Below are 19,712 nucleotides of genomic sequence, written 5' to 3' on the forward strand. Positions count from 1 at the left end.
CTCAGTTCAACTCCTCTAGCGCCTTGGTCTGTTTGAAGCTGATGATCGACACGAGGGCGACGAGCACGAAGATCAGGATCGAGAAGGCGCTCGCGAGTCCGTAGTCGCGGTTGGCGCCGACGAAGGCCACCTTGTAGACCATCGAGATGAGGATGTCGGTGGCACCGACGTTCACCCCCGCCGTGACGTCCCGCGGCCCACCGTTGGTGAGCATGTAGATGAGGTTGAAGTTGTTGAAGTTGAACGCGAACGAGGCGATCAGAAGGGGAGAGACCGACACGAGCAGCAGCGGCAGCTTGATCAGCCTGAACACCTGCCAGGGCTTGGCGCCGTCCACGGTGGCCGCTTCCTGCAGTTCGCCGGGGATGGATTGAAGCGCTCCCGTGCAGACCAGGAACATGTAGGGGAAGCCCAGCCAGAGGTTCACGAAGATGATGCTGAACTTCGCCAGCCACTCGTTGGTGAGCCAGGGGATCTCCGCCCCGCCGAACAGCACCTGGTTGATGAAACCGAACTGCGGGTTGAGCATGCCGGCCCAGACCAGCGCAGAGAGGAAGGCAGGGAAGGCGTAGGGCAGGATCATGACGACGCGGTAGACGTTGCGGCCGCGCATCCGCAGGTCGTTGAACACAATCGCCAGAAACAGGCCCAGCGCGAAGGTGGTGGCCACCGACAGGAACGCGAAGGCGAAGGTCCACAGGGTCACGCTGATCAGCGGGCCGCGGATGGAGTCGGTGCCGAAGGCTTTGGCGAAGTTGGCCAGGCCCACTTCCACCTTCCAGCCGGGCTGCAGGTCGGCGCCGTCCTCGGCGACGAACGAGCCCTTCGAGGGGTCTTCGGTATAGACGACACCGGTGCTGGCGTCGGTCATGGTGCCGGCGACCTCGTCGTAGACGAGGTCGGAGAGGTAAAGGTAGGCGGCGGAACCGTCCGGGGTGCGAAGGCTTCCGTCGTTGGGGTCGTCGGAGACGGGCACCGCGAGGGCCGCGATGGTCTCCTGGTTGGCCACGATGTCGGCGAAGTTCAGCGTGGTGTAGCCGGGCAGCGCGATGGCCTGGCCGGACGCATCCGTCTCGGCATCCGTGACGGGCTCAAGCGGTGCGTCCGGGTTGCCGACGCTGATCTCGTGGTCGGGGTCGGTGACCAGGAAGCTGTAGGTGCCGGCCTGTTCGAGCACGGTGACGGCGTAGCTGGCCGAATCAGGCACGCGTTCCTGCGAGGAGAGGATCAGCGAGTTGACCGCGTCTTCTTTGGTGCTGTTGTGGCCGGTGCCGTAGTTGGTGAAGGCGATGTAGCCGGAGTAGCCGACGACGAAGATCTGGAAGATGATCAGGAAGATCAGGCCCGGCGTGAGGTACTTGGCCGGCAGGCCCTTGGCGCGGAAGTAGATCCAGTTGACGACGAGGGTGACCAGCAGCACAAGGCTGAAGACCAGCCAGTCCTGCTTGATGACGAGCACGAAGAGGGCGTAGACGCTGATCGCGTCGACGATGCCGAGCAGCAGGACCTTAACCAGCAGCACCTTGATACCGGCGGATGCGGCTTCCGCAATGCGGCTCGCCTGCCTGGAGTTCTTGGCGGCGACGATCTGGGCCCGATCGCGCTCGGTTCCGGGGAGGGTCATCATTCTCTGCTCTCTGCTTGCCTCAAGGCGCGGTGTGCCTGGCGGCGGGTGTCCGTGCGGGTAGCGCTGTGCTGCGGGTGTTGGGGTGCACCCGGCCCCTGGAGGCCGGACGCACCCCAACGGGGGTGTTACTGAATGGCGGCCGCGATGTCCGCGGTCATCTTCTGCCACAGCTGCACGGGGTCACCCTGGTTGCTGATGATCGCAGCCTCGGTGACGCCCCAGAACTGCCAGACCTTGCCCATCTGCGGGATGTTGGGCATGGGCACGGCGGAGGCGCCGACGGCGCCGAATCCAGCGGTGATCGGGTCGGAGCTGGCGGCGTCAAACGCGGCGGTCAGCGCCGGTGGGCGTCCTCCGACGTCGTAGAGCGCGGTCTGTACCTCTTCGCTGCCGATGTAGTTCACCAGGAACTCGTTCGCCGCGATGGCATTCTTGGTCTTGGCGCTCACCATGAAGCCCTGCACTCCCACGAAGGGCTGGGCAGCCTGGCCGCCGGCCGCCGGCACGGCGTCGACGGACACGTCGATACCGGCAGCCAGGGCGTCCGGAACGTTCCACGGTCCGGTCAAGAGGAACGGCGAGGCTCCGGCGTAGAACTTCTCCTTGGCGATGTCGCCGGTGAGGTTCACGCTCATGCGGCCTGCTGCGCCTTCTGCGGCGAGCCAGGTCGCGAATGCCTCTCCGCCGGCGTTGCCGACGGTGAGGTCCTCAGGGTTGTAGCTGCCGTCGGCGTTGGTGCCGAAGACCGGGGCCCCGAAGGAGGTCTGGAACGGGTACAGGTGATACGGGTCAGCCTCGGGGCCGATCTGCACGAGGTAGGGGAATTCGGTTCCTGCGGCGACACCGGCCGCGGTCATCTCGTCGAAGGTTGTCGGCGCGGTGGGCGCCAGCGCGGTGTTGCGCAGCAGGGCGATGTTCTCGATCGAGTACGGCACGCCGTAGGTCTTGCCCTCGTAGCTCATGGCGGTGACGGCGACCTGCTGGTAGCCGGCCGCGGTATCGCCGAGCTCGACGGGCTGCACCACACCGTTGCTCACGAAGTTGCCGAGCCAGTCGTGCGCGGCGATGGTGATGTCGGGGCCCTTGCCGGTGGGGACCTGGGCGATGAACTCTTCCTGGATCTTGGCGAAGTCCTTCTGCACCAGCTTGACCTTGACGCCGGATTCCTTGGTGAAGGCCGCAGCAGCGTCCTTCATGACGGCGGCGCGGTCGGCGTCCACCCACACAGTCAGTCCGCTGGAGTCGGCATCCGACGAGGAGCCGCTCGAGTTCGAACCAGCCGAGCAGCCGGCCAGGGCCAGGGACGCTGCGACGGCTATTGCGCCGGCGGCGAGCAGGCCATTCTTCTTCACCATCATTGGTGTGCCTTTCATAATCAACATTGACAATTTGTGCAAGCGTTTACATGTATACCTGCCATCTCACCGATTAGCAACCAAGTGTGCGGTTATCGACAGATCAAGTGCCACATCCACGGGCTGTGATTGTGGAAGCGCTTGCACGACCTTCAAAATGCCGTAGTCTGTCCGTCATGACAGGCACAGAGTGGTGGCGTAACGCCGTTATTTATCAGATCTACCCACGGTCGTTCGCTGACGCGAATGGCGACGGCATGGGCGACCTCGCCGGCATCCGCTCGCGGCTGCCGCAGCTCGCAGAACTGGGGGTGGACGCCATCTGGCTGTCCCCCTTCTACACGTCGCCGCAGCGCGACGCCGGCTATGACGTCTCCGACTACTGTGATGTCGATCCCCTCTTCGGCACCCTGGCCGACTACGACGCGATGCAGGCCGCCGCGCATGACCTGGGGATTCGGGTGATCGTGGACATCGTGCCGAACCACTCCTCAAGCGACCACCCGTGGTTCCAGGCCGCCCTGGCCGCCGGTCCCAGCAGCGAAGAGCGCGGCCACTACATCTTCCGCGACGGCCTCGGCGAGAACGGCGAACTTCCCCCGAACAACTGGGAGTCCGTGTTCGGCGGCAACGCCTGGACCCGCACGACCGACCCCGACGGTACCCCTGGCCAGTGGTACCTGCACCTCTTCGACGCCACCCAGCCCGACTTCGACTGGGACAACGAATGGGTGCGCGCCGAGTTCCGTGATGTGCTCCGCTTTTGGCTGGACCGCGGCGTCGACGGCTTCAGGGTGGACGTCGCCCACGGAATGATCAAGGCCAAGGGCCTGCCCGACTACACCCCACCCGTCGACGGCGGCAGCATGGGCGGCGCGACCACCGCACTTGAGCCCGGCGTCGTGGCTGAGCCCGTGGCGGGCGCCCCGTACTGGGCCCAGGACGGCGTGCACGACATCTACCGCGACTGGCGCCTGGTGATCGACGAGTACGACGGTGACCGCATCCTGGCCGCCGAAGCCTGGGTCGACCCGCTCGACCGGGTGGCGCAGTGGGTGCGTGCGGACGAGATGCACCAGGCGTTCAACTTCGCCTATCTGGAGACCCCGTGGCAGGCCAAAGCGCTCCGCAGCGTGATCGACGACTCGCTCGCCGCCTTCAGCTCCGTGGGTGCGCCCAGCACCTGGGTGCTCTCCAACCACGACGTCGTGCGGCACGCCTCCCGGCTCGCACTCACGGCCGACAACCTGCAGGGCCACGGCATCGGGCCGAACACCGTCGGCCTGCCGGACACCGCGGTCGGGTTGCGTCGCGCCCGCGCCGCATCCGCCCTGATGCTGTCGCTGCCGGGTTCCAGCTACATCTACCAGGGCGAGGAACTCGGGCTGCCCGAGGTCATCCACCTGCCCGACTCGTCGCGCGAGGACCCCACCTGGTTCCGCACCAACGGTGAGCGCTATGGCCGCGACGGCTGCCGGGTACCCATCCCGTGGGAGGGCGCCGCGCCGTCCTACGGCTTCGGGCCGAGTGCGAAGAGCTGGCTGCCCCAGCCCGCCGAATGGGCAACGCTGGCCCGCGACGCGCAGGCCGGCGTGGAGGGCTCGACCCTCGAGCTCTACTCCGATGCCCTCGCACTGCGCCGCGGGCACGAGCTCGGCCTCGGCTCGGTGGAGTGGTTGCCCTCGCCGAGCGCAGGCGTGCTCGTATTCCGCAACCGGAATGTCGTGGTGGTCGCCAACACCGGCGACCTGCCCGTCGAGCTGCCGGCCGGCGATGTGCTGCTTACCAGCGCGACCCTCACCGGGCGCACGCTGCCGGGTGACACCACGGTGTGGATGCAGGGCTGACACCCAGCCGGAACTCTCCAGTCGCCACTCCCCCCGCTCGCAGCGCGCTCCCAGCGAGTACCGATGCGGGGGATGGCAGACTCGAGGTGGTCACCGGCGTTCGCTGGGCCGTCGTTGATAGGGGAGCACTCGTGACCGACCATGATGTCGAATGGCCCAGTGACCTCCGGGATATCCGGACCGAGCTCACTCGGTTCATGATGTCGTACAAGTTCGCAACCGACGAGATGATGACGAAGGTCAACATCCTCAAGGAAGAATTCAGCGCGATCCACGACTACAGCCCGATCGAGCACGTCAGCCACCGGCTGAAATCGCCGGAGGGAATCCTCAAGAAGGCCAACCGCAAGGGTTACCCGCTCGACCTCGAGGGCATCCGCGAGAACATCCAGGACATCGCAGGCATCCGCATCACCTGCAGCTTCATCTCCGACACTTACCGGGTGCTCGAGATGCTCACCGGCCAGCGTGACATCACCGTGCTGCAGGTCAAGGACTACATCAAGAGCCCCAAGCCCAACGGCTACAAGAGCCTGCACCTGATCGTGGCGATCCCGGTGTTCATGTCCGACCGGGTGCAGCCCGTCACGGTCGAGGTGCAGATCCGCACCGTGGCCATGGACTTCTGGGCCAGCCTCGAGCACAAGATTTTCTACAAGTACGACGGCGCGGTGCCGGCCGCGCTCGTGGGCGAACTCAAGCAGGCCGCTGACGTGGCTAACCGGCTCGACATCGACATGGAGCGCCTGCACGACCAGGTCGTGTCGCTGGACGAGTCTGCCGAGCCCGTGGCGCCCCGGAAGTCCCGGCCCACCCAGCCCGCCGCGGACGGGCTCGCACCGTTCCCGCTCCCCCGGTCACTGCTCGAGGCCTTCCTCGCCAGGGCCGTCTGACCCTGCCCCTCACGGGTCTACGGGAGCGGGCAGCGCAAGCCGTAACCCCACGTTGATCGGGCCTGCCGAGATCCGCGGCGGGAGGTCCAACGACTTCGACCAACGAGGCAGAGCGCTAGTCGGTGTTGGCGTAGAGCCAGGCGAGCGGGTCGACCTTGGTTCCGGCGATTCCGCCGAGGCGGATCTCGAAGTGCAGGTGCGGGCCGGTAGACATACCGGTGGAACCGACCTTGCCGATGACCTGACCGACCTTGACGACGTCACCGGTCTTCAGCAGCATCGAGCCGTGGATCATGTGCGCATAGACGCTGGAGACCAGCTTGCCGTCGATCATGTGATCGATGATCATATGTACGCCGAGGCTGCCCTCACCGTCCTCGGCGAAGCTGACCACACCGTCGGCGATCGACTGGATGGGTGCTCCGACGCCGGGGTTGAAGTCCTGGCCGCCGTGGTTGACCGAGCAACCGGCGCAGTTGCGGTAGCCGAACTGGTCGCCCACGTGCACGCCGACCGCGAACGGCCACTGGATTGCTCCGTTCGGGTTGTTGCTGAACGAGTCTTCCATGCGGATGCCGCTTGCCGCAGCGACCTCGGCGATGGACTGCGACTCGTAACTGTCCTGCTCGACGGTGATGGTGTCGGTGCCGTTGGCCAGGTTGATGGTCTGGGCGGGCTCGGCGCCGCTCACGGGCTTGTTGGCCTCGAGGGCCGCGGCCTGCACGTCGCTGGAGGACAACAACGCGTCGGCAGGGATCGAGGTGGCGACGGCCATCAGCGCGATGAAGGACATCGCGATGATCGAACCACCCTTGGTGGCCAGCATGCGCATGCGGTGGTGGCCGGAGCGCGCCGACGCCGTACCGGGCTTGGCGGAGGACGGCAGCGCCCGGGTGCGGGGCACGTAGGTGGGCAGCGTGCTCTCAGGCTCGCGCGGCTCCGTGCGGGCCTCTGACGCCGCAGCGTCACCGTCGCCCGGCAACTCCTCGTCGCTCGCCTGCGTGGCGCGCAGCTGGGCGCGCAGGGCCGCGCGAGACGGCAGGATGATCGTCGTGGTCGTGGTGTTCGGGGAAACGTCGCTCGGGATCTGCTCGTAGGCCGGCTCGGCAGGCAGGGCCAAATCGCGTTCCTTGATAACAACGGCCTCGAGGTGAGGTTCGGCCAGTCCGGCACCGACAAGGAGGTGCGCCTCGGGCGACAACTCGGTCACGGCCTCGGGTTCCACGTGGGCGTCGGCAACAAAGTCGGCGGTTTCAGTGCCTGCGGGCTCGGTTACCGGTGTCGGTTCGGCGGCGAGCTCCGCGCGGCGCTCGAGCTCGCGCTGCTCGCGACGCGTGAGCGCGCGTCGCGGTGCGGCGGCCGCACGGGCCGACTCGGTCGAATCGGTGTGGCCGAGCTCGCTCTGTGAGAGGTCACTGGAGTCGGCTGCGGGGGCATCCGACAACGGGGTGTGACGTGACAAAGGACGGGTACTTTCGGCGCGTTAAGCAGGGCAAGAGGCTCGCGTTTTGACGTGAGCCAAAGTAACGAATAGATAAAGGCTAGCTTGCGGGGCGACGGATGGCCATTTGAAGTCGGCAAATCACACCCGAAAACGGGGTGCTTACCTCCCTGTGGAGGATGCGCGGAATGTGTCCGGCGTGATAGTGAATCGGGCGTCTGCCCCGCCATCGTGCGGGTGAGGCGCCGTCGCCGGCGCTCCGATTCTCAAATGTCGTCGTCCGCCATAAATTGCTCGAAAAGATTCGTGAGCAGCGGCTCGGCTGCCGCGTAGAGATCGGGCGCGGCCGCGATGAGAAGGTTGAGGCCTTCACGATCGGCGCCGAACGCACCCACGCGGGCTCCGGCCTCCGCGGCGACCAGGGCCCCTGCGGCGTGGTCCCAGGGGTGCAGTCCGCGCTCGTAGTAGAGGTTCAGCCGGCCGGCAGCAACCGAGCACAGGTCGAGCGAGGCTGCGCCCATCCGCCGCACGTCGCGGACCCGGCTGATCAGGCCGTGCAGCACCTGAGCCTGGCGGGTGCGGCGCACGGAGTCGTAGGAGAAACCAGTGCCGAACAGGGCCAACGACAGCGGCACCCCGCTCGACACCTGCAGCGCGCGTCCGTTCAGGTGCGCCCCGCCGCCGGCGCGGGCGGAGAATAGTTCGTCAATGGCCGGGTTGCGCACCGCGCCGGCCAGGGCTTTCCAGCTGGCCGGGTCGGGGTTACCCTCGACCACGGCGATGCTCACGGCGTAGCAGGGAATGCCGTAGAGGTAGTTGACGGTGCCGTCGATGGGGTCGACCACCCAGGTGAGCCCGGAGGTGCCCGCGCTGGCGGTGGACTCCTCGCCGTAGAAGCCGTCGTCGGGTCGCGCATCCGCGAGCAGGCCGCGGATGAGCGCCTCGGTCTCCCGGTCCGCGAGCGTGACCACGTCCTCCGGCGACGACTTCGACGCGGCGATCTGAACGCCTTCCGCTCGCCGGCGACGGGCGAGCTCTCCGGCGACCATCGCGGTCTCCTGGGCGAGGGCGAGCAGTTCGGTGGTAGCGGGAGCGGTCATCTGACCACGCTACGCCAGAGCGCACTCCGGCGGCAGAAGCACCGGCAAACAGCGCGTTAACGCACAAACGCGCCGGAAGTCCGGCGCGTTTGGATGGTGCAGGTGCTGCTGGTCTTGCCCCATTCTTGCTGTGGCGAGTGCGAGATTCGAACTCACGAAGGCTACGCCGTCTGATTTACAGTCAGATCCCTTTGGCCGCTTGGGTAACTCGCCAGTGCATACCCGGCCATATGTAGCCACGTGACCGGAGACGCTCAGACAGAATACAAGCCGAAGGGCCGAAGTGCGAAATCAGGGTGGGCGGCCAGTCGCCAAACCGGTGGATATGATCACTTCACACCCCTTCCAGCACGCCGATAAGGAACCCGAATGGTCGGAATCGACGAGGTCGCCCGCCGCGCGGGCGTCTCCACCGCCACGGTTTCGCGCGCCCTGAGCGGCAACGGCCACGTGTCGCCCACCACCCGGCTCAAGGTCAAGGCCGCGGCGCTCGAGCTGGGCTACGTGGTGTCGTCGAACGCGTCCAGCCTCGCGTCGGGCCGCATGAAGAACATCGGCGTGGTCGTCCCGTTCCTCAACAGGTGGTTTTTCTCCAGCGTCGTCGAGGGCGCCCAGAAGGAGCTGCTGCACAACGGCTATGACCTCACCCTGTACAACCTCACCGGCGGTGGCGACGAGCGGCGCAGCGTTTTCGAGCACTTCCTGCTGCGCCAGCGGGTGGATGCCGTGATCGCCATCTCCCTGGAACTGACCGAGAGCGAGGTGGCCAGGCTGCACGCGCTGGGCAAGCCGCTCGTGGGCGTCGGCGGCCCGATCACTGGCGTGCGCACCCTCACCATCGACGATGCGGCCGTGGCCCGGCTCGCGACCGAGCACCTGCTCGCCCTCGGCCACACCCGCATCGCCCACATCGGCGGCACCAAGGACTACGACCTCGACTTCCACCTGCCCACCAACCGGCGCTTCGGCTACGAGGCCGCCCTGGAGGCCGCCGGGTTCGGCGTGGCCCCCGAGCTGTTCCAACCGGCCGACTTCACCATCCGTGGCGGCTACCAGGCGGCGAAGCAGCTGCTGGGCAGCCCGCACGACCGGCCGACGGCGATCTTCGCCGCGTCGGACGAGATGGCGATCGGCAGCATCCTGGCCGCACGGGACCTCGGCCTGATCGTGCCGCGGGACGTCTCGGTGATCGGCATCGACGACCACGAACTGGCCGACTTCTTCGGGCTCAGCACTATCGCGCAGTTCCCGCAGGGCCAGGGCGCCAAGGCCGTGGAGATCCTGATGGACCAGCTGCACCCCGGCCAGCACGACCAGGCGGCGTTGAACACCCCGATGCCGTTCGAACTCATCGTGCGCTCGAGTACGGCGCGCCCCGGCGACTGATCGACGCCCCCGTCGGGCGGCATCCTGCCCTTCTCGGTAACATGGCTCTCATGGCAGATTCTACGTTCGACATCGTCAGCAAGGTCGACCCCATGGAGATCGACAACGCGCTCAACCAGGCTCACAAAGAGGTGGCGCAGCGCTACGACTTCAAGAACGTCGGGGCATCCATCGAGATGAGCGGCGAAAAGGTGCTCATGAAGGCGAACACCGAGGAACGCGTAAAGGCGATCCTCGAGGTGTTCGAGTCGAAGCTGATCAAGCGTGGCATCTCGCTGCGCAGCCTCGACGCCGGTGAGCCGTTCGCCTCCGGCAAGGAGTACCGGATCGAGGCCAGCATGAAGGCCGGCATCGACCAGGAGAACGCGAAGAAGATCAACAAGATCATCCGCGACGAGGGCCCCAAGGGTGTCAAGAGCCAGATCCAGGGCGACGAACTGCGCGTGAGCTCGAAGAGCCGCGACGACCTGCAGTCCACAATGGCCCTGCTCAAGGGCAAGGACCTCGACGTGGCCCTCCAGTTCGTCAACTTCCGCTAGTTCCCCTCCCGCGAGCCGTGAGTTAAGCCCCAAGATCTTCCGAGATGTGGGGCTTTTCTCACAGTTCGCGGATGGTCAGGGCGCGTACGCGTGTAACCATCGGGTCAGCGCGGCGTAGCCGGCGGCGTGCCCCTCGAGCACGGCGTTCAGCCAGGCCCTGGGCGCCGGGAAGCCGCGCGCCGGGCGCCAACGCGGCTCGTAGGACCATTCGCCGTCGAACTCGGCCGAGACCGAGCGGGTGTAGAAGCCCAGGTCCACCTGGGGCAGGGTCCCCAGCGGCTGCACGCGGGCGCCCAGCTGCACGAGAGGGGCGATGAAGGCCCGGCCCACCCCGCCGGCCTGGAACTCCAGCCACGGGCTGTTCAGCACGAGCGCCTGGGCCCGGCCGGGGTGCCTGGCCGCCCACAGGCTGAGGGTGAGGCCGCCAGTGGAGTGCCCCATCAGCACCAGCCGCCGCCGAGAGGGCCGTTCGGTGTTTTCGCCATGGCCCATCGCGGCGAGAGCGGCGTCGATGTCGGCGTCGTAGGTGGCCAGGTCGGCCACGAAGCCGGGCGTCTGGTACTCCCGCAGGCTGCGCCCGTACTTGCGCAGATCGAGTGCGTAGAACCGGGCGCCGAGACCGTGCCAGTGCTCGGCGAGCCCCGTCTGGAAAAAATAGTCCGACCAGCCGTGCAGGTAGAGCACATCGGTGCCGCGCGCCGGGGCGACCGGCGACACCAGGTCGGTCAGCGGCGGGCGGTGCCTCACCAGGGTGGCGACGACCTCCCCCTCTTCGTCGCTGCCGAGAGGCAGGGTGGCTGCCTGGTAGTCACTCCCCAGGATGTCTTCCTGCCACGCGACAACACGCGAGCCGTGAGCTAAGCCCCGAAATCGCTCATTTTTCGGGGCTTTTCTCACGGCTCGCGGCTTGACTACAGTTCGGCGGGGACGTTGGCCCGGGAAACCTCGACCATGTCGTGGCGTGGGACGACTTTGACGCGCACGCGGCCTTGCTCGGCGCCGAGCGCCAGCTCGTGCTGGTCGAGCCGGTGCCAGCCGTGGAGGTTGGTGTACTCAACGCCGCGGGCCTCGAGCAGGTCCACGATGCTCTGCTCATCCGGTGCCTCGGGTCGCCACCAGTTGCCGACGTCGTTGATCAGGTGACGCACGGTCTCCATCGCGTCGGACTTGGTATGACCGATCAGGCCCACGGGTCCGCGCTTGATCCAGCCGGTGGCGTAGACGCCGTACATCTGCTGGCTGGCGGTGCTGGACTCGAAGCCGGGCTCACCCTTCCAGAGCACCTGGCCCTCACGGTTGGGGATCACCCCGCGCTTCTTGTCGAACGGGACGCCAGGCAGCGAGGAGCCGTAGTAGCCGACCGCCCGGTAGATGGCCTGGATCGGCAGCTCGCGGATCTCGCCGGTGCCGACAACGCCGCCATGGCCATCAGGTGCGGTGCGCTCATACCGGAAGCCGCCCACGTGGCCGTTGCCGTCGTCGGTGACCTCAACCGGGCGGGCGAAGAAGTGCAGATGCAATCGGCGCGACGCCTTGCCCGTCTCGCGCTTGCGCCACTGGTTGAGCACCTTGTCGATCACGAAGACCTGCTTGTTGCTCGCCACCGCCGCGCGGGCGGCGTCGTCGTAGTCGAAGTCCTCGTCGTGAACGATGATGTCCACGTCGTTGAGTTCGCCGAGTTCGCGCAGCTCCAGCGGGGTGAACTTCACCGAAGTGGGGCCGCGGCGACCGAACACGTGCACATCCGTCACCGGCGAGGCCTTGAGGCCCTCGTAAACGTTGGCGGGGATCTCGGTGGGCAGCAGGTCGTCAGCGTGCTTGGCGAGCATGCGGGAGACATCCAGCGCCACGTTGCCGTTGCCGATCACGGCGACGGACTGCGCCTCGAGCGGCCAGGTGCGCGGCACGTCGGGGTGGCCGTCGAACCAGCTGACGAACCTGGCGGCGCCGTAGGAACCCTCAAGTTCGATGCCGGGGATGGGCAAGTTGGCGTCGTGCACGGCACCGGTCGCGAAGATGACCGCGTTGTAGTGCTTCTTGAGGTCGTGCAGGGTGATGTCGGTGCCGTAGCGCACGTTGCCGAACAGGCGGATGTCGCCGCGGTCGAGCACATCGCGGAGCGCGTTAATGATGCCCTTGATGCGCGGGTGGTCCGGGGCCACGCCGTACCGCACCAGTCCGTAGGGAGCGGGCAGGTGGTCGAACAGGTCGATCGAAACCTCGAAGTTCCGTTCGGCCTTCAGGAGGATGTCTGCGGCGTAGATGCCGGCGGGGCCCGCACCGACGATGGCCAATCGCAACTTGGTCATGGAAGCCTTTCTAGCTGGATCGCTCGACGATGGTCTCGGCGAAGCGGGTGAGCGCCTTCTTGACCGAGCCGTTCGGCAGCGGGGCAAGGGCGGCAACGGCATCACGGGCCCAACCGTGGGCCTCCGCGAGGGTCTGGGTGGTCACGTCGTGTTCCCGAAGCGCTGTGATGGCCGAGTCTGCGGCCTCGGTGGCCACGCCCTGGCTCTTCATCACATCGGCCTCGAGTCGGGCGACGAGCTCGGCGGCCCCCGCATCCGTGGCGGCCCGCTCGCGCAGGCGCAGCAGCGGCAGGGTGGCCACGCCGGCGCGCAGGTCGGTGCCGGGGACCTTGCCGGTCTCCTTCGGCTGCGGGGAGAGGTCCAGCACGTCGTCGATGAGCTGGAAGGCAACGCCGATCCGCTCGCCGAACTGCACGACGGGTTCCTCGAACTCCGCGGGGGCGTTGGAGAAGATGATGCCGGCCTGCGCCGCGGCAGCGATGAGGGAACCGGTCTTGTCGGCGAGCACCTGGATGTAGTGATCGACGGGGTCTTCACCGTCCTTGGGGCCGATGGTCTCGTGCAGCTGGCCCAGCACGAGGCGTTCGAAGGTGTCGCCCTGCAGCCGCACGGCGCGTTCGCCGAGTCGGCCCATCAGCTGGTTGGCGCGGGAGAACAGCAGGTCACCGGCGAGGATGGCGATGGAGTTGCCCCAGACCACCTGGGCGCTGGGTACTCCGCGACGCTTCTCGGCGTCATCCATCACGTCGTCGTGGTAGAGCGAGGCGAGATGGGTGATCTCGATGGCGGCGGCGGCCTTGATGACATCGGGTACGGTGCCGTCGCCGAGGTGCGAGGTGAGCAGCGCGAGCATCGGACGCACCCGCTTGCCGCCGGCATCGAGCAGGTACCGGCTCGTGACCGAAGCGATTTCGTCTGCGAACACGAGTTCGCCCAGCAGGGTCGTCGTGACGTTGTCCAACCCTGACTCGATGCTGGCCGCCAGACCGCGGTCGGCGGAGGTGGAGAAGATGCGATCGCTCAGGCCCAGCTGCGACGTTACCGACGGGCTCCGGCGGGCCACGGGGGCGGTCAATTTCACTCTGTCAGCCTAACTATCGGATCTGGGAGTTTCAGGAGGTTGTTTCGGGGGCGTCGGCGGTCTTGATTCCGCGGTGCAGAGCCACGATACCGACAGTGAGGTTGCGGTACGCGACGGCGTCGTACCCGGCGTCGCGGAGCCAGGCGCTGAGCGTGGGCTGGTCCGGCCAGGCTGCGATCGATTCACCCAGGTAGTCGTAGGCCTCGGCGTTGGAGGAGGCCAGCTTGACGATGCGCGGCATCACGTGGTTCAGGTAGGCGAAGTAACCCAGCTGGATCGGCGTGAACGGCGGGGTGGAGAACTCGCAGATGACCACCCGGCCGCCGGGCTTGGTGACCCGGTAGAACTCGGCGATGGCCTTCCTGGGCTCGACGACGTTGCGCAGCCCGAACGAAATGGTGACGGCGTCGAACTCGCCGTCCTTGAACGGCAGTTTGGTCGCATCCGCCTGCACGAACTCCACATTGGGGTTGTCGCCGTGCCGCTCACGGCCGACCTTGATCATGCCCTCGGAGAAGTCGGCGGCCACGACATGGGCGCCGGTGTGCGCCAGCGCCACGCTCGAGGTGCCCGTGCCGGCGGCGATGTCGAGAATCCGCTCGCCCGGTTGCGGGTTGACGGCCCGCGTGGTCGCGACGCGCCACAGGGACGCATTGCCCACGGACAGCAACGCGTTGGTGCGGTCGTAGTGCGTCGAGACCAGATCGAACATGGCTGCGACCTGTGCTGGCTGCTTATTAAGATCTGCTCTACTCACCCGCCCATTCTAGATTGCGCTGGGCCGCAGACCGGGTATCCGCGGGCGCGGGCGTAGGGTAGACGAGTGAATGCGCCCGCTCTAACGGTTGAAACCTCCCCGATTGCCGACATTCGCCAATTGATCCTGTTGCTCGACGAGCGCACGCCGCTGCTCTGGATGCGCCGCAATCAGGGCCTCGCCGGTTTCGGCAGCGCACTGCGCCTCGAGTTTTCCGGGCCCACCCGGATGACGGATGCCGCCGCCGCGTGGCGCGACGTCGTCGCGGCCGCCACGGTCACAGACCCGCTCGCCCGCACCGGGACCGGGCTTCTGGCTTTCGGCACCTTCGCCTTCGACGACTCCTCCAGCCAGACCAGCGTGCTGATCGTGCCCGAGTTGATCGTGGGCCGCGAGGACGGCCAGTGCTGGGTCACCCGGATCTGGCCCACCGGCCAGGCCGCTCCCGAGACTCCGCTGGCCATGCGCCCGCTCGGCGACGAGTACCGCATCTCGCTCCTGCCCGGCGCGTTGAAGCCGGCCGGCTACCGCGACGCGGTGGCGGCCGCCGTTGCGCGCATCGGCGCCCAGGACCTGAGCAAGGTGGTGCTGGCGCGCGACCTCGTCGGCCACCTGCCGGCCGAGTCCGACCTGCGCCGGCTGCTGACCGAGCTGGCGCTGGGGTACCCGGACTGCTGGACCTATGCCGTCGACGGCCTCGTCGGATCCAGCCCGGAGACCCTCATCCGGGCGGACCACAACGAGGTCAACGCCCGGGTGCTCGCCGGCACCATCTCCCGCGGGGCGGATGCGGCGGCCGACATCGAGGCCGCGCTCGCGCTGGCCACGTCGAGCAAGGACGGCGACGAACATGAGTTCGCCGTGCAGAGCGTGCTGGCCGCGCTGCGCCCGCACACCTCGGTTCTCACGACCAGCGAGATCCCGTTCACGGTGAAGCTGCCGAACCTGTGGCACCTGGCCACCGACCTCGAGGGCACCCTGAGCGACGGCTCCACGTCGCTCGACCTCATCGCGGCAATGCACCCGACCGCGGCCGTCGCCGGCACGCCAACCCGGGAGGCGCTCGCGCTCATCCGCGAACTCGAACCCTTCGACCGTGGTCGCTATGCCGGGCCGGTGGGCTGGGTGGGCGCCGACGGCGACGGCGAGTGGGCCATCGCGCTCCGCTGCGCGCAGGTCTCCCCCGCCGGGGACGTCACGGCCTACGCCGGCTGCGGCATCGTGTTGGATTCGGTTCCCGACCGCGAACTGGCCGAGACCAAGATGAAGTTTCGCCCCGTGGTCGAGGCCTTCGGCTAGCAGCCGCCCAGACATCCGCGGGCCGGCCGCAGACTGCGCCTATCCGGGCAGGTTGTTGACCTGGGTCACCATGGAGACGACCACGATCACGTCGACCACGATGTTGGTCAGTACGGCCAGGATCGAGAGGATCAGGGCGGTCAGGCCCAGCTCCGGACGATTCGAGCGACGCCTCGCCACGAGGCCGAGGGTCACGCCGGTGGTGCCGAGGATCAGGCCCAGCACGGGCATCCAGCCGCCGAGGAAAGCGACGACGCCAATTATCATGGCGGACACCGCGAGTGTGTCGGCGCGGGCGCGGGCCGGTGGGAAGGCGGCCGGTGCTGGTGATGCGGTTCTACCGGGCATGGCGCGCTCCTTGGCCGTTCCCGCACATCTGGCAGGGAATGAGAGCAACGGTACCAAACCCGCCAACGCCCCGCACCGCCGCCTCCCGGGGAGAGTGCAACAGAAGAGGCCCGTCTCCGCAGCTAGCGGGCCAGGGGTACCTCGACGAGGATCGGGCCGCTGGCCGGGGCAGTGAGCGCCGATTCGAGGGTGCTGCGGGTGGCGGCGCGCGTGTAGTCCCAGCCGTAGGCGGTGGCGAGGGCCTCGAGGTTCACCTGATGCGGGGTGAAGAGCACCCTGTCGATGGCGGACGGGGCGGCCGTGGCCGCCACCTCGAGACCGTCGAAGATGGTGCCGCCGCCGTCGTTGCCCACGATCACCTGCAGCCGCGGCCGCACCTCACCGGGCGCGATCAGCAGTGAGCCGACGTCGTGCAGCAGGGTCACGTCGCCGACGAGCAGCCGGGTCGTGCCCGTCGAAAGCGGATGCGCACCCGCCTGGCTGGCCAACGCGATGCCCAGCGCCGTGGCGATGGTGCCGTCGATGCCGGCCAGGCCCCGGTTGGAGTGCACGGGGATCTTCTTGCCGGTGACCCGGGTGTCCAGCTCGCGGATCAGCCTGGATGCGCCGAGCACCAGGCGGTCGTGCGGCCAGGACGCGCGCCAGACGGCGTCGGCGAGGATCGCCCGGGTGACCGGTGCCCTCATCGCGGCGAACTCAGCCTTGGTCATGCCGTGGGCACCGAAAGCCGGGGCGTCGAGCTGGGTGTCCTGGGCCAGGATGTTCCTGCTCGCCATCACCCACCTGCCCGCCCAGGCCCGGGCCTCGCGAGTGCCCGCAACGGCGATCGCCGTGTCGGAGGCGACGACGGCACGCTCGAACCTGGCAACCCGGTGGCCGGGGTTGTACCACTCGAGACCTGCGGGGGCCACGACGATGGTCTCCACGTCATCGCGCAGCACGAGCGCCGGGATCTCCCGGCTGAGAGTGGGGTGGCCGAACACGATCACGCGCTGCACCTGGCCTCCGAAGTCGGCGTGCCCGAGCAGTTCGCGGTAGGCCACGACAAGGTTCGGGCCGAACCTGGCACCACTGGAGACCTCGGCGATCAGCGGCCAGCCGGCGAGACGGGCGAGCTCCTCCGCGGCCGGCCCGGCACCCGCGCCGGCCACGACGACGGTGCGGGGACCTGGCGGCAACGCAAGCGGCGGGCCGGCGTTGACAGCGGGCGCCGCCGCATCCGGCCGGCTAGGCGACGCATCGGCGGCGACGGCTGCGAGGTCGACGGCGGCCGACAGCGGCTCGCGGAACGCCAGGTTCAGCTGCACGGGTCCGGGGTTGTTCGTCTGGGTACCCAGCGCCGTCGCGTACGCAAGCCGCGCCAGGGCGGTCGCGGCTTCGGACTCCCCCACGGTTCCGTCGGGGGCGGCCACGTCCGTGCAGAGGCGCACGGCCCCGGCGAAGATGCCCGGCTGCACCGTGGTCTGGTTCGAGCGGATGCCCCGCAGCTCGGCCGGCCTGTCGGCGGTGAGCAGGATCATGGGCACCACGGAGTGGTGTGCCTCGAGTACCGCGGGGTGAAGGTTGGCCACGGCGGTGCCGGAGGTGCAGACCACGAGCGCGGGGCGCCCGCTCTCGATGGCAAGCCCGAGCGCGAGGAACCCGGCGCCGCGCTCGTCGATACGCACGTGCAGGCGCAGCAGGCCGAGGCGTTCGAATTCGGCAGCGGCCAGGGCCAGCGCCTGGGACCGTGACCCCGGGCTGAGCACGATGTCGCGCACGCCGAGGCTCACGAACTCGGCCAGCAACGCCACGCTGAAGTCGGTGGCGGGGCTGCTGGCCGCAACCTGATGCACGGGTGCCGTGTCAGGCGGGGTGGTCGAACCGATGTCCTCGGTGGTCTCAGGCATCCCGTCGGCCCGGCTGGTCGCCCTCACCGGGTTCGGTTTTCTTGGGGTCGACTCCGGCGGTGCCGGGACGGGGCGCCTCGTCGGCCGGCGGGTCCATCTTGTCGAAATCGGCCAGTTCCTGCTCGAGATCGCGGATGCGCTGGTCCTGGTCCTTCACGCGGTCCAGACCACGCAGAAAGTCAGGGTCGTCGTCGGGGGCCATCGACCGGGTGACCCTGCCGCCGGGGTTGGCGGTGTTGCTGCGGCGGCCGCGGCCGATCACCAGCCACAGGACGGCGCCGAGAACAGGAAGCAGGATGATCATCAGGATCCATGCCCACCGGGGCACGCCACGTATGCGATTGCGGTCGAACAGCGCGCAATCCACCACTGCATAGACGGTGAGAATGACGACAACGACTCCGAGGCCGAACAACAGGCGGAACATACGGCCAATTGTAGGCCGGTCAGCCGAGAGATCGGTGAGTACTCACAGCGGCACGGTTTAAGCTGCAGGTATGAAAGCTGTTCCAGCCTGGTTGGTGTTCACCGTGCTCCGAGTCCTGATGTTCGCCGTGCCGTTCGTGATCCTGTCGCTGCTGGGCATCGAGGGCTGGTTGGCGGCACTGCTCGCCGCCGTGATCGGCCTGTGCCTGTCCTACATTTTCCTTCGCGCCCGGCGCGACACCGTGGCCCGCGGTCTCTACGCCGTGCGGCACCGCGACAAGGAACCTGTGCACCCGGACGCCGAGTCCGAGGACGCCGCGGTCGACCGCGCTGAGGCCGGCCACACCCCGCCTGCGCCCTGACCCTCCGCTGAGCCGGCAGCACGCCGCTCTGTTGTGAGGTTACAGGGCGAAGGCCAGCCCGAGCAGGATGCCGTAGAGCAGCGCCGCCAGGCTGGTGAGCTTGAGCGCCAGGATCAGTTCCTTGGCCGTCTTCGCGGTCGCCACGATCAGGCAGGCCGGCAGCACCAGCAGCAGCACGAAGAAGGTGAACCAGGCCAGCGGGTAGAACAGCGCGAAGAAGCCCGCGATGGCGAAGGGCACCAGCAGGAACACGCAGAACACCACACGGGAGGCCCTGGCGCCGATCCACACGGCGAGGGTGCGCTTGCCGGCCACCTTGTCCGGCTTGATGTCGCGCAGGTTGTTCACCATCAAGACGCCGCAGGCGATCAGGCCGATGGCCACGGCGCTCAGCCAGCTCTCCACGTTGACGGTGCCCACCTGTACGTAGGTGGTTCCGGTGGTGGCCACCAGGCCGAAGAAGACGAACACGAAGAGTTCACCCAGGCCCAGGTAGCCGTAGGGCTTCTTGCCGCCGGTGTAGAACCAAGCCGCCACGATGGCCAGGGCTCCGACGGTGAGCAGCCACCAGTATTGGCTCACGACCACGAGCACCAGTCCGGCGACGGCGGCGACGCCGAAGAAGGCCAGCGCCACGGTCAGCACGGCGCGGGGTTTGGCGGCTCCACCGCCGGTGAGGCGGGCCGGGCCGACCCGGTGGTTGTCGGTGCCGCGGATGCCGTCGGAATAGTCGTTCGCGTAGTTCACGCCGATCTGCAGGCTCACCGCCACCACCAACGCGAGCAGTGCCCGCACCCAGTGGAACTCGCCGGCGCCACCGGCCACGACGGCGGCTCCCGTTCCCAGCGCCACGGGTGCGACGGCCAGAGGCAGGGTGCGGAGGCGCGCGCCGGAGATCCAGTCGCCGGCTGTGGCCGGTCCGCTGCGTCCGGGTCCGGTCATCGCACCGTTCTTCCGGGCTGGATTGCCCGACTTCGCCGAGTTCCTGTGCCCGACCGGTGCCGCGTTCCGGGCACCGTTCTGGCCGGTCTGACGGGATTTCTGTTGTTTCGG

18 protein-coding genes and 1 tRNA gene are annotated in these 19,712 nt (G+C 67.8%); 6 read left to right on the forward strand and 13 right to left on the reverse strand.

From position 1 onward, the window contains the following. Nucleotide 1: 1 nt before the first annotated feature. On the reverse strand, nucleotides 2-1,627 hold the full coding sequence (locus E3O42_RS08555) for an ABC transporter permease subunit (protein ID WP_174844237.1): 1,626 nt from the start codon (nucleotides 1,625-1,627) through the stop codon (nucleotides 2-4). A gap of 125 nt (nucleotides 1,628-1,752) precedes the next feature. After that, on the reverse strand, nucleotides 1,753-2,985 hold the full coding sequence (locus E3O42_RS08560; protein WP_134453532.1) for a sugar ABC transporter substrate-binding protein: 1,233 nt from the start codon (nucleotides 2,983-2,985) through the stop codon (nucleotides 1,753-1,755). Between the two features lie 173 nt (nucleotides 2,986-3,158). Here E3O42_RS08560 and E3O42_RS08565 point away from each other — a divergent pair, with 173 nt between their 5' ends. Both E3O42_RS08565 and E3O42_RS08570 read left to right on the forward strand, forming a co-directional pair. Then, the gene (locus E3O42_RS08565; RefSeq protein ID WP_134453533.1) at nucleotides 3,159-4,829 is read left to right on the forward strand and encodes a glycoside hydrolase family 13 protein; all 1,671 of its coding nucleotides are present in this window, start codon (nucleotides 3,159-3,161) and stop codon (nucleotides 4,827-4,829) included. A gap of 131 nt (nucleotides 4,830-4,960) precedes the next feature. Continuing rightward, nucleotides 4,961-5,722: a GTP pyrophosphokinase gene (locus E3O42_RS08570; RefSeq protein ID WP_241984728.1), complete on the forward strand. Its 762-nt coding sequence runs from the start codon at nucleotides 4,961-4,963 to the stop codon at nucleotides 5,720-5,722. Between the two features lie 115 nt (nucleotides 5,723-5,837). On the opposite strand, the gene E3O42_RS08575 is transcribed toward E3O42_RS08570, so the two are convergent. The 3 genes from E3O42_RS08575 to E3O42_RS08585 all read right to left on the reverse strand — a co-directional run bounded on the left by E3O42_RS08575 (nucleotide 5,838) and on the right by E3O42_RS08585 (nucleotide 8,476). Further along, entirely contained in the window at nucleotides 5,838-7,184 is a 1,347-nt protein-coding gene (locus E3O42_RS08575; protein WP_134453534.1) for a M23 family metallopeptidase, read from the reverse strand. Nucleotides 7,185-7,429: 245 nt separating this feature from the next. After that, nucleotides 7,430-8,263: an inositol monophosphatase family protein gene (locus E3O42_RS08580; RefSeq protein WP_134453535.1), complete on the reverse strand. Its 834-nt coding sequence runs from the start codon at nucleotides 8,261-8,263 to the stop codon at nucleotides 7,430-7,432. Between the two features lie 131 nt (nucleotides 8,264-8,394). Further along, nucleotides 8,395-8,476 (reverse strand) — tRNA-Tyr (locus tag E3O42_RS08585). Nucleotides 8,477-8,632: 156 nt separating this feature from the next. Between E3O42_RS08585 and E3O42_RS08590 the strand changes: the two genes are divergently transcribed. Both E3O42_RS08590 and E3O42_RS08595 read left to right on the forward strand, forming a co-directional pair. After that, nucleotides 8,633-9,649: a LacI family DNA-binding transcriptional regulator gene (locus tag E3O42_RS08590; RefSeq protein ID WP_134453536.1), complete on the forward strand. Its 1,017-nt coding sequence runs from the start codon at nucleotides 8,633-8,635 to the stop codon at nucleotides 9,647-9,649. A 50-nt stretch (nucleotides 9,650-9,699) separates the two neighbouring features. Further along, complete coding sequence (locus tag E3O42_RS08595; protein WP_134453537.1) at nucleotides 9,700-10,188, forward strand: YajQ family cyclic di-GMP-binding protein; 489 nt, start codon at nucleotides 9,700-9,702, stop codon at nucleotides 10,186-10,188. Nucleotides 10,189-10,263: 75 nt separating this feature from the next. Here E3O42_RS08595 and E3O42_RS08600 read toward each other — a convergent pair whose 3' ends face one another. From E3O42_RS08600 to E3O42_RS08615, 4 genes are read right to left on the reverse strand one after another with little or no spacing between them, the layout of a single operon-like run. Further along, nucleotides 10,264-11,085: an alpha/beta hydrolase gene (locus tag E3O42_RS08600; RefSeq protein ID WP_134453538.1), complete on the reverse strand. Its 822-nt coding sequence runs from the start codon at nucleotides 11,083-11,085 to the stop codon at nucleotides 10,264-10,266. Between the two features lie 14 nt (nucleotides 11,086-11,099). Then, nucleotides 11,100-12,497, reverse strand: coding sequence for an FAD-dependent oxidoreductase (locus E3O42_RS08605; RefSeq protein WP_134453539.1), 1,398 nt, complete (start codon nucleotides 12,495-12,497; stop codon nucleotides 11,100-11,102). A 10-nt stretch (nucleotides 12,498-12,507) separates the two neighbouring features. Next, nucleotides 12,508-13,578 (reverse strand): polyprenyl synthetase family protein, encoded by a 1,071-nt coding sequence (locus tag E3O42_RS08610; protein WP_134453540.1) that lies wholly within the window; start codon nucleotides 13,576-13,578, stop codon nucleotides 12,508-12,510. A gap of 31 nt (nucleotides 13,579-13,609) precedes the next feature. Next, nucleotides 13,610-14,335 (reverse strand): class I SAM-dependent methyltransferase, encoded by a 726-nt coding sequence (locus tag E3O42_RS08615; protein WP_241984729.1) that lies wholly within the window; start codon nucleotides 14,333-14,335, stop codon nucleotides 13,610-13,612. Between the two features lie 66 nt (nucleotides 14,336-14,401). On the opposite strand from E3O42_RS08615, the gene E3O42_RS08620 reads away from it, so the two are divergent. Further along, nucleotides 14,402-15,634: an isochorismate synthase gene (locus E3O42_RS08620; protein ID WP_241984730.1), complete on the forward strand. Its 1,233-nt coding sequence runs from the start codon at nucleotides 14,402-14,404 to the stop codon at nucleotides 15,632-15,634. A gap of 39 nt (nucleotides 15,635-15,673) precedes the next feature. On the opposite strand, the gene E3O42_RS08625 is transcribed toward E3O42_RS08620, so the two are convergent. From E3O42_RS08625 to E3O42_RS08635, 3 genes are all read right to left on the reverse strand, one after another. After that, nucleotides 15,674-15,982, reverse strand: a complete 309-nt coding sequence (locus E3O42_RS08625) for a hypothetical protein (RefSeq protein ID WP_134453541.1) — start codon at nucleotides 15,980-15,982, stop codon at nucleotides 15,674-15,676. A 122-nt stretch (nucleotides 15,983-16,104) separates the two neighbouring features. After that, nucleotides 16,105-17,871: a 2-succinyl-5-enolpyruvyl-6-hydroxy-3-cyclohexene-1-carboxylic-acid synthase gene (gene menD / locus E3O42_RS08630; protein ID WP_134453542.1), complete on the reverse strand. Its 1,767-nt coding sequence runs from the start codon at nucleotides 17,869-17,871 to the stop codon at nucleotides 16,105-16,107. Continuing rightward, a complete protein-coding gene (locus E3O42_RS08635; protein ID WP_134453543.1) occupies nucleotides 17,864-18,298 on the reverse strand; it encodes a PLD nuclease N-terminal domain-containing protein in 435 nt (144 codons plus the stop codon). Before E3O42_RS08635 ends, menD begins: the two co-directional genes overlap by 8 nt. 70 nt (nucleotides 18,299-18,368) lie before the next feature. Here E3O42_RS08635 and E3O42_RS08640 point away from each other — a divergent pair, with 70 nt between their 5' ends. After that, nucleotides 18,369-18,659 carry a DUF4229 domain-containing protein gene (locus E3O42_RS08640; protein ID WP_134453544.1) on the forward strand — a complete coding sequence of 97 codons (291 nt, stop codon included), beginning with the start codon at nucleotides 18,369-18,371 and terminating at the stop codon, nucleotides 18,657-18,659. 39 nt (nucleotides 18,660-18,698) lie between these two features. Here E3O42_RS08640 and E3O42_RS08645 read toward each other — a convergent pair whose 3' ends face one another. Further along, nucleotides 18,699-19,601 (reverse strand): 1,4-dihydroxy-2-naphthoate polyprenyltransferase, encoded by a 903-nt coding sequence (locus E3O42_RS08645; protein ID WP_134453545.1) that lies wholly within the window; start codon nucleotides 19,599-19,601, stop codon nucleotides 18,699-18,701. Nucleotides 19,602-19,712 lie beyond the last annotated feature (111 nt).

The organism is Cryobacterium adonitolivorans (genome assembly GCF_004402695.1).
Classification (GTDB): Bacteria; Actinomycetota; Actinomycetes; order Actinomycetales; family Microbacteriaceae; genus Cryobacterium; species Cryobacterium adonitolivorans.